Genomic DNA, 18733 nt, shown 5'->3' on the forward strand with positions numbered 1-18733 from the left:
AGTCCCCGGTGGGGCGCCCGACGGAGATCCCGGAGGGTGCCCCGCCACCCCCTGTCTTGAGGAGTGACCGTGGCCATCTCGGTCTTCGACCTGTTCTCGATCGGCATCGGCCCGTCCAGCTCCCACACGGTCGGCCCGATGCGTGCGGCGCGGATGTTCGCCCGCCGCCTGCGCAACGAAGGGCTGCTGGAAAAGGCCGCCACCGTCCGGACGGAGCTGTACGGCTCCCTGGGCGCGACCGGGCACGGCCACGGCACCCCGAAGGCCGTCCTGCTCGGCCTGACCGGCGACTCGCCGCGCACGGTGGACGTGGAGACGGCGGACGCGCGCGTGGAGGCGATCAAGGCCGCGGGCCGGATCAGCCTCCTCGGCGAGCACGAGATCCCCTTCTCCTTCGACAAGGATCTCGTGCTGCACCGCCGCAAGGCCCTGCCGTACCACGCCAACGGCATGACGCTGTGGGCGTACGACGCCTCCGGCGCGGAGCTGCTGTCGAAGACGTACTACTCGGTCGGCGGCGGCTTCGTCGTGGACGAGGAGGCGGTCGGCGCGGACCGGATCAAGCTGGACGACACGGTCCTGAAGTACCCCTTCCGCACCGGCGACGAGCTGCTCCGCCTGACGAAGGAGACCGGCCTGTCGATCTCCTCCCTGATGCTGGAGAACGAGCGGTCCTGGCGCACGGAGGAGGAGATCCGCGCGGGCCTGCTGGAGATCTGGCGGGTGATGCGCGAGTGCGTCCGGCGCGGCATGTCCCGCGAGGGCATCCTGCCCGGTGGCCTGAAGGTGCGCCGCCGCGCGGCCGTCTCCGCCCGCCAGCTGCGCGCCGAGGGCGACCCGCTGGCCCACGCCATGGAGTGGATCACGCTCTACGCCATGGCGGTGAACGAGGAGAACGCGGCGGGCGGCCGGGTCGTCACCGCGCCCACGAACGGCGCGGCCGGCATCATCCCGGCGGTCCTGCACTACTACATCAACTTCGTCCCCGGCGCCGACGAGGACGGAGTGGTCCGCTTCCTGCTGGCCGCGGGCGCGATCGGCATGCTCTTCAAGGAGAACGCCTCGATCTCCGGCGCCGAGGTCGGCTGCCAGGGCGAGGTCGGCTCCGCCTGCTCGATGGCCGCGGGCGCACTGGCCGAGGTCCTCGGCGGCTCCCCGGAGCAGGTGGAGAACGCCGCCGAGATCGGCATGGAGCACAACCTCGGCCTGACCTGCGACCCGGTCGGCGGCCTGGTCCAGATCCCGTGCATCGAGCGCAACGGCATGGCCGCGGTGAAGGCGGTCACGGCGGCGAAGATGGCCATGCGCGGCGACGGCTCCCACAAGGTGTCCCTGGACAAGGTCATCAAGACCATGAAGGACACCGGCGCGGACATGTCCGTGAAGTACAAGGAGACGGCGCGGGGCGGCTTGGCGGTCAACATCATCGAGTGCTGAGGGGATGGGCCCTGACCTGCGCGTTCTTTTTTCAGCGCTGTCGGGGCCGTTCTCTTGTCACGCGGCGGAGAGGTCCCGGCTGAATCGCCTCAACCCAATAACAAGAGTCTTGTCAAACTCGCCGCATGGCTACCTCCCCGGCTCCCGGCGAAGGGCCCGTCCGCCCGGTCTCCGTCTCGCTCCACGAAGGCACCATCGCAGCCCTCAAAGCGCGTACCGGCAAGCGAGGCATGTCCGCCTACGTCGAGGCCCTCATCCAGCGCCAGTTGGAGCGCGACCGGCTGCGCGAGCTCATCGAAGACGCCGAAGCCGAACACGGCCCCGTGGACCAGGCGGCGGTCGAGGCGAAGCGAGCCGTCTTGCACGGTGACAACGCGGGCTCGGCGGACGCCGCGTGAGCGGCACCCTCGTCCTGGACTGCGAGGGCCTGTCGAAACTCCTACGGCGCACACCCGAACTCACCGAGTGGCTGGCCGCCGCCGAGGCAGCGGATGTCCGCGTCGTCACCGGCTCCGTCACCCTCGTCGAGGCTCGCGACCCCAAGACCAACCAGGCCCGCTTCGACTACGCCGTCTCCCGCGTGAACGTCATACCGTCCACCGAGGCCATCTCCCGCCACGCCGGCAAGCTCCTCGCCGCAGCCGGGCTGCACGGCCACAAATACGCCCTGGACGCCATCGTCGCCGCCACCGCACTGGCCTCCCCCTCCCCCGTCACCGTCCTCACGTCGGACCCCGAGGACCTCTTGAAGCTGTGCGGCACCGGCGTACGTATGGTCGAGATCTGACGCAGTGCGAAGTGCGCTGTCTTTCCGCACCGTCCGGACCGCCGGTAGCACCGAGGGCACCAGCTGCGCCTCACACACTTTCCCGGACGTGCCCTGACACGACTGACCGCCCCGGATGGCGTCAGGTCCGGGCCAGCAGCAGGTCCTCTCCGGTCGACGGGCGCAGGCCGTCGGTGCGGGCGGTGAAGTAGCGATGGGCGTGTGAGGCGCCCGGGACGTGGTGGGCCTCCCTGAAGCCGGCCTCGCGGGCCAGGGTCAGCATCTCGTCCGGGGTGTAGAAGCTGAGGAACGGCGTGCCGGATGCCCGGGCGCCCGCCGCGCTCGCCTTGAGGCCGGCCCGGTCGCGCTCGTCCACCAGGTCCTCCGGCAGCAGGAAGGTCATGGCGAGGGTCGAGCCGGGGGCGAACCCCGCGATCTGGCGCAGGGTGGCCGCCGTGGCCTCCTTGGTGAGGTACATCGTGACGCCGGAGGAGGCGACGACCGCCGGGCGGCCGGGGTCGAATCCCGCCGCTGTGAGCTGCTCCGGCCAACTCCCGGCGCTCGTCTCGAAGTCGACCGGCACCAGGTGCAGCCGGTCGGGGATGCCATAGCCGAGTTCGGCGAGGCGCCGGCGCTTGAAGTTCTGCGTGCCGGGCTGGTCGACCTCGAAGACGTGCACCCGGGACGCGGTCCGAGGACTGCGCTGGGCGAAGGTGTCGAGGCCGGCGCCGAGGAGGACGTACTGGTCGACGCCCCGGTCCGCCTGCTCGGCGACCAGGTCCTCGATGAAGCGGGCGCGGGCCACCATGGCGGCCCGGAATCCGCGGGTGGCCTCCGGGTCCATGTCCGGGCGGTCGCGCCAGCCGTCACCGGGGTCCACGAGCCGCAGCCCGATCTCGTCCTCCAGGACGTGGGGCGGCGGATCGACCCGGACGTGCATCGCCCGCCACAGGGCACACCGCACCGCGGTGTTGTCCGGCGTTCCGGTTCGCTCGTCGGTCACGGTGCTGCTCCCCGTTCCCGTCACTTCGCCGCGGGGGCCTGGAGGCTCCACAGCCGCCCGTCCGGGTCGCGGACCGTCATCATCCGGGTCCCGAAGTGGGTGTCCTCGAAGGGCGTGACCACCTCGACGGCGGGGTCGGCGCGGAACGCGTCCGCGTCCGGCACCTTCAGCACGATCTGCGTCCGCGGCTCGCGGTCCTCGGGGACCTCGGCGATGAACACGTACGGCCCGTCGCCGCACCGGAACTGGCCGGAGTTGTGGTCGGTCGCGAACTCCAGGTCGTAACCGAGCGCCTGGAAGAACTTCGCCGCCCTGCCCCAGTTGTGCGTCTCCAGGAAGACGGCCTCGATGCCCTTGGTCGCCATGTCAGCTCTCCTTCTCGGTCGACTGCTGTTCCTGCCCATGGGCGTCGTCGAGGTAGGCGCGCAGTGCTTCTGCGACCAGTGCCGACAAGGACATGCCCGACTCGATGGCGCGGTACTTGACCTGCTTGATCAGTCCGATCGGCAGGTACACGTTGAACTGCTTGACTTCCTCATCACCCACGCCTCGAGACTAGCATGCTAGCAATCTAGCCGCCAGCGGTGACGGACACCGCGCCGGCCGGAGAGTGGCTGATGTTCCTCCGGGGGCTACCGCGCAGTAACTGCTTGCTCCTACGCTGCCGCCAACTCAGTGACGACAAAGGGGAGTTGAGCAATGGGTGCGGTGAGACGGCTGGCGGCGCTCGTGGGTGCCGGTGCCCTGCTGATGGTGGGGCCGGGCAACGCCCACGCGGCGGAGCCGAAGTTCTCCGAGACGACGGCGATCGGCACGCACAACGCGTACGACAAGGCCAAGTACACCTACTTCGCACAGGCGCTGGACTCCGGCGCCTCGCTGCTGGAGCTGGACGTGTACGTGGACAGCCTCAGCCACCGCTGGCGGGTCAGCCACAGCAATCCGCTGGGCGACGACAACAACTGCGAGGCGGCGAAGACCCCGAGCGAGCTGTACAGCAAGAACCGCAACCAGGACTTCGGCAGCTGCCTGGACAACATCGCGGCCTGGAACCAGCTCCACCCCGGCCACCCGCCGATCGTCTTCAAGATCGAGATGAAGGTCGGCTTCAACAACAACGCCGGGCTCGGTCCGGACGAGTTCGACACGCTGATCAACCAGAAGCTCGGCAGCAGCGTGTACAAGCCGGCCGACCTGCTGGGCGGCACCTACGGCACGCTGGACGCGGCCGCCAAGGCCAACGCCTGGCCCAGCCGCGACTCGCTCAAGGGCAAGTTCATCTTCGAGGTGATCCCCGGCACCGTGGAGATGAACAACCCCTTCGACCACTACTGGACGGACCAGGAGTACGGCGACCACCTGCGCGACCTGCACGCGGCCGGGAACATCTCGCAGGCCGAGGCCTTCCCCGCGGTGCTGGGCGCGGCGAACGGCGACCCGCGCGCGACCCGCTGGACCTCCGACACCTCGATCCGCCCCTGGTTCGTGTTCTTCGACGGTGACGCGGCGACGTACGTCAACAACGGCTACGACACGTCGTTCTACTCCACGAACCACTACATCTCGATCATGACCGACGCCTACAACGTCTCCCCCGCCATCTCCTCCACCGACCCGACGGACGCCGAAGTCGCCGCCCGGCTGGACCTGCTGGCCAAGGACCACGCGAGCATCATCACCTCCGACTGGTCGGCGAAGTCCGCTTCGGTGCTGAGCGAGGTGACCGCCCGAAGCTGAGGTTCCGGATGCGGGCGCAGGGGGCACAACCCCTACATGCTGCACGGCATCGACGTAAGCGCCTTCCAGTCCTCCGCGTACGACACGGCCGGTCTCTCCTTCGTCTTCATCAAGGCGACGGAGGGCCGTTCGTACGTCAATCCCCGCCTCACCGCCCAGGCCAAGAGGGGCCGCGACGCCGGACTGGTCGTGGGCTTCTACCACTTCCTGTGGCCCGGCAACGTCACCGCCCAGGCCGAGTACTTCGTCCAGCACGCCCCGGAACGCGCCGGCGACCTCCTGGCGGTCGACTGGGAGACCACGGGCGACGGCACTCACGCGAGCAACGGGGAGAAGGACCACTTCATCCGCACGCTGAAGGAGTTACGGCCCCACAACCGGGTCGTTCTCTATACGAACAGGAACTACTGGTTGACGGTCGACACGACCTCGTACGCCGGCGACGGTCTCTGGATCGCCGACTACGTCACCGCCGGCCACCCCCGCATCAAGGCCAAGTGGCGGTTCCACCAGTACACCAGCACCCCGCACGACAAGGACGTGGCCGACTTCCCCAGCAAGGCCGCGCTGAAGGAGTGGGCCACGCCCTAGGACCGCGCAGTTCAGCCCCGGAATTCCGCCGGGCGTTCCGGGGAGGCCGCCGTGAGGGCCTTCTTCACTCCTTCCACGTCGGCGCGGAGGCCGTAGACGGGGGTGCCGGGCTGCTGGCGCCAGGAGTCGTCGATGCCGCCCGCGTCGACCGTGTCGAAGCCCAGCTCGTCGATCAGGGCCCGGACCTTCGCCTTGGCCGCCGCGTCGTCGCCGGCCACCGGCAGGGCGATGCGCTCGGGGTCGCCGGCGGGGCGGGGGCGGTCCAGGATGTCCTGGGCGTAGGTGCCGTTGAAGGCCTTGATCACCGGGTGGCCGAGGTGGTGCTCGGTCCAGCGGCTCTCGGTGCGGCCCTCGTCCTCGATGCCGGCGATCCGGCCGTCGCGCTCGCGCGGGTAGTAGTTTCCGGTGTCGATCACGGCCACGCCCTCGGCGGCTCCGTCCAGCAGGCCGGAGGGGAGGTTCGGGACCGCCTTGAGGGGGACGGTGACGACCACCACCTCGGCGCCCTTGGCCGCGTCCTCGGCCCGGACCGCGGTCGCTCCGGTCTCCTCGGCCAGTTCCTTGAGCGTCTCGGGGCCGCGGGAGTTGGCCACGGACACCTCGTGACCGAGGGCGGTGAGCCGCCGGGTGAGGTTGCCGCCGATGTTCCCCGCGCCGATGATGCCGATCTTCATGACAGTCCCTCCGGGATGATTGTATGCGTGCGCATGCGTCTGCCGGTGGCGACAACCCCTTGGGCGCGGGTGCTATTCCGTCCTTGCGCCGATCAAGCCCCAGCGCCCCAGCCCCATGCCGCGTACGAGGCGGTCATCCGCGTCAACTCCCAGTCGGGCAAGGGCGGGGTGGCGTATCTGCTGCGCACGCACGCGGGTCTGGACCTGCCGCCGGGCATGCGGCCGGAGTTCTCGCGGATCGTGCAGGAGGCGACGGACGTCAGCGGGCGGGAGGCCACTCCGAAGGAGCTGTACGAGCTGTTCCGGGCGGTCTGTCTGACGGAGGGCGAGATCGGGGTCGCCGCCTGGTCCACCCACCGGGACGCCGCCGGGGCGCACCGGTTCGTCTGCACGCTGACCCGGGCGGACGGCCACGCAGGCGACCACGAAGGCACCGGCGGCGGCCCGCTGACGGCCTTCGCGGACGCGCTCGCGGGCGCGGGGTGCGCGGTGGAGGTGCTGGACGTGGTCGAGCAGGCGGACGTGGACGGTGACGTGGTCGCCTACGCCCGCTGCCGGGTCGGCGACGAGGTCCTGTGGGGTGCCGGGCGGGACGGCTCGGCGCTCGCGGCCTCGGTGCGGGCGGTGCTGTCCGCGGTGAACCGGGGCCCGGGGTGACCTCCGCCGCCGGGTGTCCGGCGCTGCCGTGAGCCTCCCCGGGGCCCGGTCACGGCGAAGGGGCCCTCACCGCGGTGAGGGCCCCCTGGGCACGTCACTTGTTGAGGTACGCCCAGAACTCGTCGAACGACAGGACCTTGTCGCCGTTGAGGTCCCGCTGCTTGATGATGGCCTCGGCGACCGTCTCCGTGACGTTCCAGTCACCCTCCTGGGCCAGGGCGGACTTGAACTCCGCGGCGGTGATGAATCCGTCACCGTCCGCGTCGATCCGCTGGAACTGCTTGCGTGCTTCCTCGATGTCCGCCACCGATCCGCCCCTTTTGGTCGTGTTTCTCATGCCGTGCTGGCGTACTGACGCTGGTCAGATTAACGGCCCGGCCAGGCCTTCAGCGCCGCGACCACCCAGCCGAACTCCTCCTGGAACCTCGGGGGCTCCTGCTCGCCCTTGATCACGGCGGCCAACTCCCGGTAGCGGGCGACCTCGTTGCCGAGGTCGATACGGCGGAGCACGGCCGCGCGGTCGGTGTCCGCGCCGAGCAGTTCGGTCAGGACCGCGTCCGCCTCGGGTGACCGCGGGGGCACTCCGCGTTCCCGCGCGGCGCCGACCAGTTCGACCAGCCGCTTGAAGAACATCGCCGAGGCGCCGGCCGGGGTGTCCGGGGTGCGGTCGGCGGCGTTGAACTCGATCATCCGGCGCATCGCGGCCCGGAAGTCCGGGTTCTGCAGCAGTTCCGCCAGCTCCACCCAGGCGTCGACCTGCGCCGGGGTGGGGTCGTCCGGCAGCGCCACGCCGAGGGTCCGGGTGCGCTCCCGAATCCAGGGGTCGGCGGTGTCGAGCCCGTGGAAGATCTCCTCCACGAAGTCGTCCACGATCCGCTGCCGCTCCGCGGCCGACAGCCGCGCCAGTTTGTTCATGAGAGTCGCCTCCTGTGCCGTCGAGCCTCGTCGGGCGACCGTCGACAGCACCGCGCGGGTCACCTTCAGCGACCGGATCTGCGCGTCCAGGGCGGCGACGTGGGTGGCCGCGACCTCGGCGACCGTGCGCTCCTCGGCCAGCACCTTGCGTACGTCGTCCAGGCCGAGCCCCAGCTCGCGCAGGGTGCGGATCAGCTCCAGGCGGGCTGCGGCGGCGCTGTCGTAGAGCCGGTAGCCGCCGGTGGACCGGGTCACCGGGGTGAGGACGCCCTCGTCGGACCAGTAGCGGATGGTGCGTACGGTCAGCCCGGCGGCCCGGGCCAGCTCGCCGATGGTGAGAAGTCCGGTGCCGTGTTCGGTCATGTCGGCGAGTCTGGGCCTTCCAGTGGGTGGAGACTCAAGGAGCGGACCCGCGGTCCCGCTCCCCGGCCGTCAGTGCCAGGGCTGGTAGTACGGATTGCTCTCGCAGTCGCTCATGATCTCCACCTTGGTCCTCTTGTCGACCGGACAGACGCCGATGACGTACTGCCGGGCGACGCCGCCGGGGAAGGCGACCTCGACCTGCTCGGCCCACTTGTGGGTGTCGCCGATGGTCTTGTTGACGTCGATGCCGCCCGGGGCGTCGATGTAGTAGTTGTAGCCCGACTTGTACCAGGTCTTGTACAGGTCGTGGTCGTACGTCGTCGACACGTACGGGGACGGCTGGTTGACCAGGACGTACTGCTCGATGTCGTACTGGCCGTTCACCACGTCCTTGGGGTGGAAGCCCTGCTCGAAGACGGTCGCCGGGCCGCGGCTGTCGCTGCGGTAGAGCGTGCCGCAGGTGGTGCGCCAGGCCGGTGCCGGGGTGATCCGGCCGAGGTCCACGTTCCGGTCGGCGGCGGCCTTGAGCCTGTCCTCGAACTGGGGACAGGCGGGCACCCTCGCGGCCCGGGCCGGGACGGGGGTCGCGGGGGCGGTGGCGGCCGTGGTGGCGAGGACGGCGCCGAGGGACAGGACGGCGGCGGTGCGGCGCCGCAGACGGGTGATGATCATGCGCAGCACGATGTCGGTTGAACGGGTGTCGCGCGCGGATCATCACCCGATCGTCGGCGTGTCCAACTGCCGTGCGGTCAGCGGAAGATGCCGGTGTGCCCGAGCGAGTAGCGGCCCGGCTGCGGGTAGACGGCGAGGCCGTGCGGGCCGCTGCCGACCTTGATGCGGGCCAGTTCCTTGCCGGTCTGCGTGTCGATGGCGTACACCTCGGCGTTGTAGCGGCCGGACAGCCACAGCACCTTGCCGTCGGCGGAGACACCGCCCATGTCGGGGCTGCCGCCGCCGGGCAGATGCCACTTCTTGGTGAGCCGCTTCTTGGTGAAGTCGAAGAGGGAGATGGTGCCCTCGCCGCGGTTGGAGATGTACATCTCGCGGGAGTCGCGGCTGACGTAGAGGCCGTGGGCGCCCTTGCCGGTGTAGAGGAAGCGGGGCTTGGTGAACTTGTCGCCGTCGAGGATCCACAGACCGTTCGCCACCATGTCGGCGATGTAGAACAGCTTGCCGTCCGGGGAGATCTTGACGTCCTGCGGCATCGCGCCCTCGTACGGCAGCCGCTCCTGGCGGACGACCTTCATCTTCGCGGTGTCGACCTTGAGGATCTCGCCGCTGAACTCGCAGGAGACGATGAAGTAGCGGCCGTCCGGGGAGAAGTCGGCGTGGTTGACGCCGTAGCAGCTGACCGGCACGGCCTTGACGACCTTCATGGTGTGCGCGTCGCGGAAGACCAGCTGGCGGTCTCTGGAGGCCATGACGACGGCGTACTTGCCGTCCGGCGTGAAGTACAGGTTGTACGGGTCGTGCACGGCGACCGGCTTGCCGGCCTTGCCGGTCTTCGGGTCGATGGGGGTGAGGCTGTTGCCGAGGTCGTTGTTGACCCAGAGGGTCTTCAGGTCCCAGGACGGCACGACGTGCTGCGGCTGGTGGCCGACCGGGATCGTGTCGATGACCTTGTAGGTCTCCGGGTCGATGACGGTGACGGTGTCGGAGTTGGTGTTGGGGACGTACACCCGGGACGGGAAGTCCCTGACGACCGGGGAGAGTTGGTTCGGACGGTCCGCGGAGTAGAGGTCCTTCGGGTCCTGCACCGGGGGCATCCCGGGCAGCATGTTCATCTGCCGCCTGCCGTTGCCGGGCTGGGCCGGGGCCTTGCTGAGCAAGGCGTCGCCCGTGTGGTGCTGTGACTCCGAACTGCACGCGGACAGCAGCGTCAGGGCGGTGAGGGCGGCACCGGCGGCCAGCAGCCGGGCGGCTTTGGTGGTTCGCATCAGCTCAGCAGCTCCGTGGTGGTGACCGCGTGCAGCGCGCGGCGGTCGAGTTCGTGGAGGAGGGCGGGCAGGGCGGCGACCGTGTCCGGGTACCCGAAGTGCAGGCTCACCACCGACCCGCTGCGCACTTCGGCGAGAACCTTGCGGGTGACGGCGGCGGCGCCAGGCCGGGTGTAGTCGAGCGAGTCGACCTCGTACGACAGCACGTGCGGATACCCGGCGGCGCGGGCGAGCCGCGCGACGAGCGGGGAGGCGGTCGGCGAGCGGGAGGGGCGGAACCAGGTGCCGATGGAACCGGTGAGCCGCTTCAGCCGGTCCGCGCAGTCGGTGATCTCCTTGCGGGCGTCCGCCTCGGCCATGTCGTTGATGGAGATGTGCCGTTGGGTGTGGTTGCCGAGGTCGTGGCCGCCGTCGAGGATCCGGCGGGCGATGTCGGGGTGTTCGTCCAGCCACGTGCCGACGGCGAGCACGGTGAGCCGGGCGCCGTGCTGCTCGGCCGTGTCGAGCAGGGAGTGGGCGAGGCCGGGGTCGCCCTGGCCGTGGAAGGTGAGGGCGACCTGGGGGCGGGTGCGCGGGCCGTGGGTGATCTGGGCGGGCTGACGTGGGTAGGCGCGGGGGGCGGGGGCCGGGTGCGCACGGGCCGCGCGGTGGCCGGAGGGGGTGCCGGAGGGGGAGGCTGAGTCCGGGGCGTGGGGCGGGGCGGCCTGGCCTGCGCCGCAACCGGCGGCGAGCGCGCCGCCGGCGACGAGCCCGGCGCCCGCGCGCAGCACCCCGCGTCGGTTGGTGGTGGTCACCCGCACCATTTAAGGGGCGTCAGGTAAGAAAACCGTAGATTGCCCCGAAAGAGGGACTATTTCGGGTCGCGGTAGGGCGAATGACATCCCCTCGCTACCTGTCGGCCACCCGCATCTCGAACCAGGTCGTCTTGCCCCTCGGCAGCAGGTCCACGCCCCACCGGTCGGAGAGCTTGTCCACGAGGAAGAGGCCCCGGCCGCTGACGTCCATCTCCTGGACGGGCATCAGACAGGGCAGGCCGCGCGAGGGGTCGCGGACCTCCACCCGGATCCAGCCGGGGCGGCGGCGCATCCGCAGGCCGAAGACCCGGGCGCCGGTGTGCCGTACGGCGTTGCCGACGAGTTCGGACACGAGTAAGACGGCGTCCTCGGTCAGCTTGGGGGTGAGTCGCCAGGTGCGCAGCACCACGACCTGGGCGAGCCGGCGGGCGGTCGCCGCGGACTCCGGGCGGGACGGCAGCGGCACCTCCACCTCCGTCGGGTTGCCGAACAGTTCGAGCGCCTCGAGCGCCCGTTCGTCCTCGACCGCGGGCGACCAGCGCGCCGCGGCCGCACGGCTGTGTCCCCGCGGCTGTTCGATGCCCTCCAGCCCCGCCATGCCCCCATGATGGCGGCCCGGAGCCGTCTTGGGGGCCGTTCCGGCGGAATACCCCCCTTGCACGCCCCCGTTCTCCGCCGAGCGACTGTCATATGCCAACGACATGTCACTCGCCGGTACAGCCCGGTTGACCTGCGAAGACGGCTCACTTTGGGGCAATCGTCCGGCTCCCCGACGAGGCAGGCTTAAGGTTGCCTTAAGGCTCCCATAAACCGCCCCATCGAGGGACCCGGATGAGACGCCGAGTCAATTGCAAGGGCCCCCAGAGGAGTTACCGGGAAGTTCACACCGCTGACGCTCAGCGGAACTTGGCCTTGCCGGGGCCCTCCTCCACGAAGCTGCGCATGCCGGTCTCGCGGTCCTCGGTGGCGAACAGGCCCGCGAACCAGTTCCGTTCGACGGCGAGGCCGGTGTCGATGTCGGTCTCGAGGCCGGTGTCGACGGACTCCTTCGCCGCGCGCAGGGCGATCGCCGGGCCCTGGGCGAGCTTCGCGGCCCAGGCGTGCGCCTGCTCGTACACCTCGGCGGCCGGGACGACCCGGTCCACCAGGCCGATCGCGAGGGCCTCGTCGGCCTTGACCTGACGGCCCGTGAAGATGAGGTCCTTGGCCTTGGACGGTCCGACCAGCCGGGGCAGCCGCTGGGTGCCGCCGGCGCCCGGGATCAGGCCGAGCAGGATCTCGGGCTGGCCGAGCTTGGCGTTCTCGGCGGCGATGCGGTAGTCGGCGCACAGGGCGAGTTCGCAGCCGCCGCCGAGGGCGTAGCCGGTGATGGCGGCGACGACGGGCTTGGGGATGCGGGCCACGGCGGTGAAGGAGTCCTGCAGGGCGCGGGCGCGCAGGACCATCGCGGTGTGGTCCATGTTCTGCATCTCCTTGATGTCCGCGCCCGCCGCGAACACCCGCTCGCCGCCGTAGATCACCACGGCGCGCACGTCGTCGCGGCGCGTGGCCTCCTCGGCGAGCTCCTTGAGCCGGTCCTGGGTGGCGACGTCCAGCGCGTTCATCGGCGGCCGGTCGAGACGCAGGGTTCCGACGCCTTCGGCGACTTCGAGATTCACGGTCATGGAGGCAGGTTAACGGGCACTAACGGCAACCGGTCCGGTGCGGTCGATCACATTCGGCCGGGGGTCTGGGGGTTGTCCCCCAGGCAGGCACAGCACGGGCACTAACGGCGACGGACCCGGTGCCGTACCTCACAGCACCGGGTCCGTACGTCGGTGACGGTCTACTTCGTCCAGTCCGCCCACGACATGTTCCAGCCGTTGAGCCCGTTCGACGGGTCCACCGTCCGGTCGTGGGCGTTCTTCACGATGACCACGTCGCCGATGATCGAGTGGTCGAACATCCAGGCCGCCGGGGTGGAGCCGTCGTAGCCCCCGCGCACGTCGCGCAGGCCGACGCAGCCGTGGCTGGCGTTGTAGTTGCCGAAGGCGTCACCGCCCCAGTAGTTGCCGTGCAGGAAGGTGCCGGAGGTGGTCAGGCGCATGGCGTGCGGGACGTCCTTGATGTCGTACTCGCCGCCGTAGCCGACCGTCTCGCCGTTCATGCGGGTGACCGTCAGCTTCTCGCTGATGACCATCTGGCCGTTCCAGGTGTCGTAGCCGGGCTTGCCGGTGGTGACCGGGATGGTCCTGATGACCTTCCCGTCCTGGGTGACCTTCATCGTGTGCTTCTTGGCGTCCACGACGGAGACCTGGTTGCGGCCGATGGTGAACTTGATCGTCTTGTGCTGCTCGCCGTAGACGCCGGCGCGGCCCTCGACCCCGTCGAGGTCGAAGTCGACGGTGACCTTGGTGCCTTCCTTCCAGTACTGCTGGGGGCGGAAGTCCAGGCGGTCGTTGCCGAACCAGTGGCCCTCGACGTCGACGGCCGGCTCGGTCCTGATCCTGATGGCCTTCTCGACGGCCCGCGGGTTCGTGATGCCCCGGGTGAAGTTGACGGAGAACGGCATGCCGACGCCGACGGTGGAGCCGTCCTCGGGGGTGAAGTAGCCGAGGAAGGTGTTCTTCGGGGTCAGGGTGGTGAAGGTGGCGTCCTCGGCGGCCTCGCGGCCCTCGGAGTCCTTGGCGACCGCGTGCACGGTGTACTTGGTGGAGGCGGCCAGATGGGTCGACGGCGTCCAGGACGCGCCCCCGCCGGTGACGCTGCCGGCGACCGTGGCGCCCTTGGCGTCCTTGACGGTGACCTCGGTCAGCTTGCCCTTGGCGACACTCACCTTCAGCACGCCGCTGGTGTCGACGCCGGTGGCACCGGACTTCGGCGATATGGTGACGGCGGCGGTGGACTGCTGCTTGCCCTGCTGGGTGCTGGAGTCCTTGGCCTTGCCGTCCGAACCCTTCCCGCCTCCCCCGCCGCACGCCGCGAGCGCGAGCACCAGGGCGCCGGACATGAGCGCCAGCCCCCTACGGCCTCGCCCCCTCTTGTCGGTCGTTCGCCTCCGGGGCGCTCCAGCCGGTGTCGGGAGGCCGACCGTGCTCACCCCTTCGGGCCTCCGCGCGGTCGGCCTTCCGACACCGGCTCGCCCCTGCGGCTCACTCCCCGCCCCCGCCACCGACGCCCCCGATATAGGCCGCGTATTCAAGTTGGTCTCCCCTCGCCGGGCCTGGCCCAGGCCCGCTCCCCACCACATTGGTGCGCGCATATTAACCGCGTGGTTTTGAGCGGGGTGTCAGGCGAATGTCACCGTTCCGTCGCAACTTCCGCCCGCACCGCCGCCCGAAACCGAGCCCCTCACCTGGTTACTTCACCGCGCTGCCCGCTTTCCACTCATTCCAGCTCATGTTCCACCCGCCGAGGCCGTTGTCGGGTGCGACGGTCTTCTCCGTGCTGCCCACCACTTCGATGACGTCACCGACGAGACTGCGGTCGAAGAACCAGCCGGCGGGGGTGGCCGAACTGCCGCCCTTGACGTCCCTGAGGCCCACGCAGCCGTGGCTGACGTTGATCCGCCCGGGGGCCCCCGGCGACCAGTAGTTGCCGTGCACGAAGGTGCCGGAGTCGGTGAGCCTCATGGCGTGCGGGACGTCGGGGATGTCGTACTCCCCGCCGAAGCCGACCGTGCGGCTGTTCATACGGGTGACGTCCAGCATGTCCATCACCACCATCTTGCCGTTGTACGTGGGGTTCTGCGGGGCGCCCGCGGTGATCGGCACGGTGGCGAGCAGCCGGCCGTCCCGGCGCACCTGCATGATGTGCCTGGCCGCGTCGACCAGCGAGACCTGGCTGCGGCCGACGGTGAAGACGAAGGTCTTGTCCTGCAACCCGTAGACGCCGGGCGCTCCTTGGACGTCCCGCAGGTGCAGGTCGACGGTGACCTCGGTGCCGGGCTTCCAATACTGCTCGGGGCGGAAGTCGAGACGGCTGTTGCCGAACCAGTGCGGGCGGATCTCGACGGGGGGCCGCGCGCTGACCCGGACGGCGCGTTCGACGGCGGCCCGGTCGGTGACCTCCCTGCTGAAGTCGATCGAGACGATCATGCCGGTGCCGACGACGGCACGGTTCTCAGGGGTGACATAGCCGATGAACCGCTGGTCGGGGACGAACGTGGCGAAGGTGGTGTGCCGGGCCGAGCGGCGGCCGTTCGCGTCCTTCGCCACGACGTCGACGGTGTACTTGGCGGCGAGCGCCAGCCGGTCCCCGTCCGGCTGCCAGGTCCGGCCGTCGGCGCCGATGTGCCCGGGCACCGGGGAGTCCTGCGCGTCCAGCGACCTGACGACGGTCACCTTCTGCAGCCGCCCGTCGGGTACCTCGACCCGCAGCGGCTGGTCGGGACGGATGCCCTTGCTGTCGTCGTCGGGGGTGACGTGGATGACGTCCTCGGGTGCCGGGTGTTTGCCGGGCGCTCCGCCCAGCCCGAGCGCTCCGGAGCTCCCGAAGGAGCATCCTGCCAGCAGTGCCGCCGATGTCAGTACGGCGGCCAGCGCGACCCCCGTGCGCCGCGCGCGTCCTTGTACGTGCCTCACGCGGGTCTCAACGACCGGGCCCGCTCCGGGGAAACGTGAGTGCGACGCACGCACTGGGCAGAACAGAGGGAAGGACGACACGCTGGGGAGCCGCCGCGCCCGCGCCGGAGGGGGCGCCCTCTTGGATCGGATCGGCTGGAAGGGACGTGCGAGCGCGATCCGGAGGGCGCCCCCGACCGTCGCGGCGCAGCCGTACCGGGCGGCCGAGGATGCTGCGGGGCAGCCTCGGCTCCTCGGTGCGGCCGGCCGCGCCGCCCCGGGGCGAGCCACTGAAAGAGGGGCCGACAGGTGACGAGCGCAGCCGAGCAGCGGGCACCGGCCGGGGAGCCGGCCGCCGGGACCGGGCAGCAGCCCGCCGGGGTGAACGGCGCCCGGCGCGCCGCAGTGCCGGCCCCGGTGGTGTGGCCGGGCGCTCCGACGCCGCTGGGGGCCCGGTTCCGGGTGGGCCCGGACGGTGTCGCCGGCACCAACTTCGCGCTGTGGGCGGCCGGGGCCGAGGCGGTCCGGGTGTGCCTGTTCGACGAGCGGGGCCGCGAGACCCGGATCCGGCTGACCGAACTGACGCACGAGATCTGGCACGGGTTCGTGCCGGGCGTGATGCCGGGGCAGCGGTACGGCTACCGGGTGGACGGCCGCTGGGACCCGTGGACCGGCGCCCGCTGGAACCCGGCCAAGCTGCTGCTGGACCCCTACGCGCGAGCCGTCGACGGGGAGTTCGGCCTGCCGCCTCAGGTGTACGGGCACGTCCGGGACTGGCCCGAGCAGCGCGTGGCGGACACCGTGCGCGACGACCGGGACTCGGCGCCGTACGTGCCGAAGGGTGTCGTCGTCGACGACGACGACAACTGGGAGGACGACCGCCGGCCGAAGACCCCGTGGGCCGACTCGGTCATCTACGAACTGCACGTCCGCGGCTTCACCAAGCTGCACCCCGGCATCCCCCAGGAGCTGCGCGGCACCTACGCCGGCCTCGCGCACCCGGCGGCGATCGGGCACCTGGTGAGACTGGGCGTCACGGCCGTCGAGCTGCTCCCCGTCCACCAGTTCGCGCACGAGGACCACCTGCTGCGCCGGGGCCTGCGCAACTACTGGGGCTACAACTCCATCGGCTACTTCGCCCCGCACGCCGCCTACGCGGCCTCCGGTACGACGGGCCAGCAGGTCGGCGAGTTCAAGCGGATGGTGCGCGCGCTGCACGCGGCCGGCATCGAGGTCATCCTCGACGTGGTCTACAACCACACGGCCGAGGCAGGCGAGTTGGGGCCGACCCTCTCGCTGAAGGGCATCGACAACCGCGGCTACTACCGGCTCCAGGACGACGCCCGCCAGTACGCCGACTACACCGGCTGCGGCAACACCCTGCATGTCGTCCAGCCCCAGGTGCTGCGTCTGATCACCGACTCGCTGCGCTACTGGGTGACGGAGATGGGCGTGGACGGCTTCCGCTTCGACCTCGCGGCAGCACTGGCCCGCTCGATGCACGACGTCGACATGCTGTCCCCGTTCCTGGCGGTGATCGCCCAGGACCCGGTCCTCAGGCGCGTCAAGCTGATCGCCGAACCGTGGGACATCGGCTCGGGCGGCTACCAGGTCGGCGCCTTCCCCCCGCTGTGGACGGAGTGGAACGACCGCTACCGGGGCGCCGTCCGCGACTTCTGGCGGCACGCCCTGCCGGACGTCCGCGAGATGGGCTACCGCCTGTCCGGCTCCAGTGATCTGTACGCCTGGGGCGGCCGGCGGCCGTACGCCTCGGTCAACTTCGTCACCGCGCACGACGGGTTCACCCTGCGCGACCTGGTGTCGTACGAGCGCAAGCACAACGAGGCCAACGGCGAGGACAACCGCGACGGCAGCGACGACAACCGCTCCTGGAACTGCGGGGTCGAGGGCGAGACGAAGGACGAGCGGGTACGGGCCCTGCGCCGCCGTCAGCTCAGGAACCTGCTGACGACGCTCCTGCTGTCCACGGGCGTGCCCATGCTGGTGGCCGGCGACGAACTCGGCCGTACCCAGCGCGGCAACAACAACGCCTACTGCCAGGACAACGAGATCAGCTGGCTGGACTGGTCCCTGCTGGACGACCCGGCCTGGCGGCCCCTGTTCGACCTGGCCTGCCGGCTGATCGCCCTGCGCCACCGGCATCCGGTGCTGCGCCGCCGCGCCTTCTTCTCCGGCCGCGCCCACTCGGCGGACGGGCTGCGCGACCTGGCCTGGTTCACCGCGCGGGGCACGGAGATGACCGAGGGCGACTGGTACGCCCCCGCGGCCACGCTCGGCATGTACCTCTCCGGCCGGGACATCCCGGGCCGCGACGAGCGGGGCGCACCGGTCGCGGACGACAGCTTCCTCGCGGTCCTGCACGCGGGCGAGGGTCCGACGGTCTTCGCACTGCCGGGCCGGCCCTGGGCGGACCGGTACGAGGTGATCGTGGACACCTCCCGGGAGGACCAGGCCGAGCCGCCGGGCACGGTCCACCGGGCGGGCACGGAGATCACGGTGCCGGGGCGCTCCGTACTGCTCCTGCGGGTCGCCCCCGTGTGACGGGAGGGCCGGTACCTCCGGGAAGAGGACACCGACCCTCGCGGGGAGCGAAGACTCAGCTCAGGCCGAGGCTGGACAGGGCGGTCGTCCAGTCGGTCATGATGGCGTTCTGCGCGTCGGAGAGGCTGACGTCACCGGCGCACACGGCCTTCTTCAGCTTGTTCTCGACGGTGTCCTTGTTCGCGGAGGTCTCGGTGCCGTAGTGCGGCTCGGGCCAGAGGTTCTCCGGGCTCCTCGGGGCGCCGCCGAGTTCGAGCGGCACGAAGTGGTCCTCCTCGTAGTCGGAGAGGTTGGTGTCGGAGTAGCCGTACTCGGCGATCTGCTGCTTCTTCAGCGCGGTGGTGTAGGAGCTGGGGGGCCGTACGGTCGCGGTCCAGCCGGAGACGCAGATGGTCGAGTCGATGGTGTCCTGGGTGACGTCGGGGTTGAGGTCTCCGGGCGTGCAGACCGAGTCGGGCAGGGGGAGGTAGTCCTGGCTGCAACTGGCGGCGTGGGCGGTGCCGGTGGTGACGGTGAGGCCCGCTGCGGCGAGGGCGAGGGAGGAGAGGGTGGTCACCAGGGGGCGCGATATTCGGGACATGTGGGGTCTCCCGGTGCGGTGCCCGGCAGAAGTCCGGGCGGTCGTGAGCATGACAGCACCGGGATCATCTATGCGAGTAGACCCCTTTGCCCGACCGAGAGCCCCTTTGGTTGAACGTTTATCCGCGCGAGAACAGCGCGAGGCAAGGTCTTGACGCGGGCTTGACGGCGGGCCCG

Annotated in this window: 20 protein-coding genes and 1 pseudogene; 7 read left to right on the top strand and 14 right to left on the bottom strand. The window is 70.5% G+C overall.

Features of this window, described 5'->3' with window-relative positions:
- Positions 1-69: 69 nt before the first annotated feature.
- The 3 genes from ACZ5NH_RS23115 to ACZ5NH_RS23125 all read left to right on the top strand — a co-directional run bounded on the left by ACZ5NH_RS23115 (position 70) and on the right by ACZ5NH_RS23125 (position 2224).
- On the top strand, positions 70-1437 hold the full coding sequence (locus tag ACZ5NH_RS23115) for an L-serine ammonia-lyase (RefSeq protein WP_388628343.1): 1368 nt from the start codon (positions 70-72) through the stop codon (positions 1435-1437).
- Between the two features lie 125 nt (positions 1438-1562).
- The gene (locus ACZ5NH_RS23120; RefSeq protein ID WP_468777698.1) at positions 1563-1835 is read left to right on the top strand and encodes a hypothetical protein; all 273 of its coding nucleotides are present in this window, start codon (positions 1563-1565) and stop codon (positions 1833-1835) included.
- The gene (locus tag ACZ5NH_RS23125) at positions 1832-2224 is read left to right on the top strand and encodes a type II toxin-antitoxin system VapC family toxin (protein WP_468777700.1); all 393 of its coding nucleotides are present in this window, start codon (positions 1832-1834) and stop codon (positions 2222-2224) included. The genes ACZ5NH_RS23120 and ACZ5NH_RS23125 overlap by 4 nt, the downstream gene beginning before the upstream one ends.
- A 121-nt stretch (positions 2225-2345) precedes the next feature.
- Here the strand turns inward: ACZ5NH_RS23125 and ACZ5NH_RS23130 are convergent, their stop codons facing one another.
- Genes ACZ5NH_RS23130 through ACZ5NH_RS23140 form a run of 3 tightly spaced genes read right to left on the bottom strand, consistent with a single transcriptional unit; the run spans position 2346 to position 3752 of the window.
- Positions 2346-3206, bottom strand: a complete 861-nt coding sequence (locus ACZ5NH_RS23130; protein ID WP_468777702.1) for a class I SAM-dependent methyltransferase — start codon at positions 3204-3206, stop codon at positions 2346-2348.
- Between the two features lie 20 nt (positions 3207-3226).
- Positions 3227-3571, bottom strand: a complete 345-nt coding sequence (locus ACZ5NH_RS23135; RefSeq protein ID WP_468777704.1) for a VOC family protein — start codon at positions 3569-3571, stop codon at positions 3227-3229.
- 1 nt (position 3572) lies between these two features.
- The gene (locus tag ACZ5NH_RS23140; RefSeq protein ID WP_055704477.1) at positions 3573-3752 is read right to left on the bottom strand and encodes a ribbon-helix-helix domain-containing protein; all 180 of its coding nucleotides are present in this window, start codon (positions 3750-3752) and stop codon (positions 3573-3575) included.
- 153 nt (positions 3753-3905) lie between these two features.
- On the opposite strand from ACZ5NH_RS23140, the gene ACZ5NH_RS23145 reads away from it, so the two are divergent.
- Both ACZ5NH_RS23145 and ACZ5NH_RS23150 read left to right on the top strand, forming a co-directional pair.
- Entirely contained in the window at positions 3906-4943 is a 1038-nt protein-coding gene (locus tag ACZ5NH_RS23145; protein WP_468777706.1) for a phosphatidylinositol-specific phospholipase C domain-containing protein, read from the top strand.
- Positions 4944-4979: 36 nt separating this feature from the next.
- Positions 4980-5534, top strand: a complete 555-nt coding sequence (locus tag ACZ5NH_RS23150) for a glycoside hydrolase family 25 protein (RefSeq protein ID WP_468777708.1) — start codon at positions 4980-4982, stop codon at positions 5532-5534.
- Positions 5535-5545: 11 nt separating this feature from the next.
- Here the strand turns inward: ACZ5NH_RS23150 and ACZ5NH_RS23155 are convergent, their stop codons facing one another.
- A complete protein-coding gene (locus ACZ5NH_RS23155) occupies positions 5546-6208 on the bottom strand; it encodes an NADPH-dependent F420 reductase (RefSeq protein WP_468777710.1) in 663 nt (220 codons plus the stop codon).
- Between the two features lie 123 nt (positions 6209-6331).
- On the opposite strand from ACZ5NH_RS23155, the pseudogene ACZ5NH_RS23160 reads away from it, so the two are divergent.
- Positions 6332-6865 (top strand): annotated as a pseudogene (locus tag ACZ5NH_RS23160) (alpha-isopropylmalate synthase regulatory domain-containing protein); the annotation flags it as partial.
- Between the two features lie 94 nt (positions 6866-6959).
- On the opposite strand, the gene ACZ5NH_RS23165 reads toward ACZ5NH_RS23160, so the two are convergent.
- The 9 genes from ACZ5NH_RS23165 to ACZ5NH_RS23205 all read right to left on the bottom strand — a co-directional run bounded on the left by ACZ5NH_RS23165 (position 6960) and on the right by ACZ5NH_RS23205 (position 15436).
- Positions 6960-7172 (bottom strand): EF-hand domain-containing protein, encoded by a 213-nt coding sequence (locus ACZ5NH_RS23165; RefSeq protein WP_388628471.1) that lies wholly within the window; start codon positions 7170-7172, stop codon positions 6960-6962.
- Between the two features lie 59 nt (positions 7173-7231).
- A complete protein-coding gene (locus ACZ5NH_RS23170) occupies positions 7232-8143 on the bottom strand; it encodes a helix-turn-helix domain-containing protein (RefSeq protein ID WP_468777712.1) in 912 nt (303 codons plus the stop codon).
- A 69-nt stretch (positions 8144-8212) separates the two neighbouring features.
- Entirely contained in the window at positions 8213-8815 is a 603-nt protein-coding gene (locus tag ACZ5NH_RS23175; protein ID WP_468777714.1) for an ADP-ribosyltransferase, read from the bottom strand.
- A gap of 77 nt (positions 8816-8892) precedes the next feature.
- Positions 8893-10080: a YVTN family beta-propeller repeat protein gene (locus tag ACZ5NH_RS23180; protein ID WP_388628373.1), complete on the bottom strand. Its 1188-nt coding sequence runs from the start codon at positions 10078-10080 to the stop codon at positions 8893-8895.
- Positions 10080-10883: a polysaccharide deacetylase family protein gene (locus ACZ5NH_RS23185; RefSeq protein WP_468777716.1), complete on the bottom strand. Its 804-nt coding sequence runs from the start codon at positions 10881-10883 to the stop codon at positions 10080-10082. The genes ACZ5NH_RS23180 and ACZ5NH_RS23185 overlap by 1 nt, the downstream gene beginning before the upstream one ends.
- A gap of 85 nt (positions 10884-10968) precedes the next feature.
- Positions 10969-11472: an ATP-binding protein gene (locus tag ACZ5NH_RS23190; RefSeq protein WP_468777718.1), complete on the bottom strand. Its 504-nt coding sequence runs from the start codon at positions 11470-11472 to the stop codon at positions 10969-10971.
- Between the two features lie 298 nt (positions 11473-11770).
- Entirely contained in the window at positions 11771-12538 is a 768-nt protein-coding gene (locus tag ACZ5NH_RS23195; RefSeq protein WP_388628382.1) for an enoyl-CoA hydratase/isomerase family protein, read from the bottom strand.
- Positions 12539-12699: 161 nt separating this feature from the next.
- Complete coding sequence (locus tag ACZ5NH_RS23200; RefSeq protein WP_468777720.1) at positions 12700-13863, bottom strand: L,D-transpeptidase; 1164 nt, start codon at positions 13861-13863, stop codon at positions 12700-12702.
- 349 nt (positions 13864-14212) lie between these two features.
- Complete coding sequence (locus tag ACZ5NH_RS23205; protein WP_468777722.1) at positions 14213-15436, bottom strand: L,D-transpeptidase; 1224 nt, start codon at positions 15434-15436, stop codon at positions 14213-14215.
- Between the two features lie 288 nt (positions 15437-15724).
- On the opposite strand from ACZ5NH_RS23205, the gene glgX reads away from it, so the two are divergent.
- A complete protein-coding gene (gene glgX, locus ACZ5NH_RS23210; protein WP_468777724.1) occupies positions 15725-17977 on the top strand; it encodes a glycogen debranching protein GlgX in 2253 nt (750 codons plus the stop codon).
- 55 nt (positions 17978-18032) lie between these two features.
- Here glgX and ACZ5NH_RS23215 read toward each other — a convergent pair whose 3' ends face one another.
- Positions 18033-18557, bottom strand: coding sequence for a hypothetical protein (locus ACZ5NH_RS23215; protein ID WP_468777726.1), 525 nt, complete (start codon positions 18555-18557; stop codon positions 18033-18035).
- Positions 18558-18733: the final 176 nt, after the last annotated feature.

The organism is Streptomyces sp. NPDC031426 (assembly GCF_055581585.1).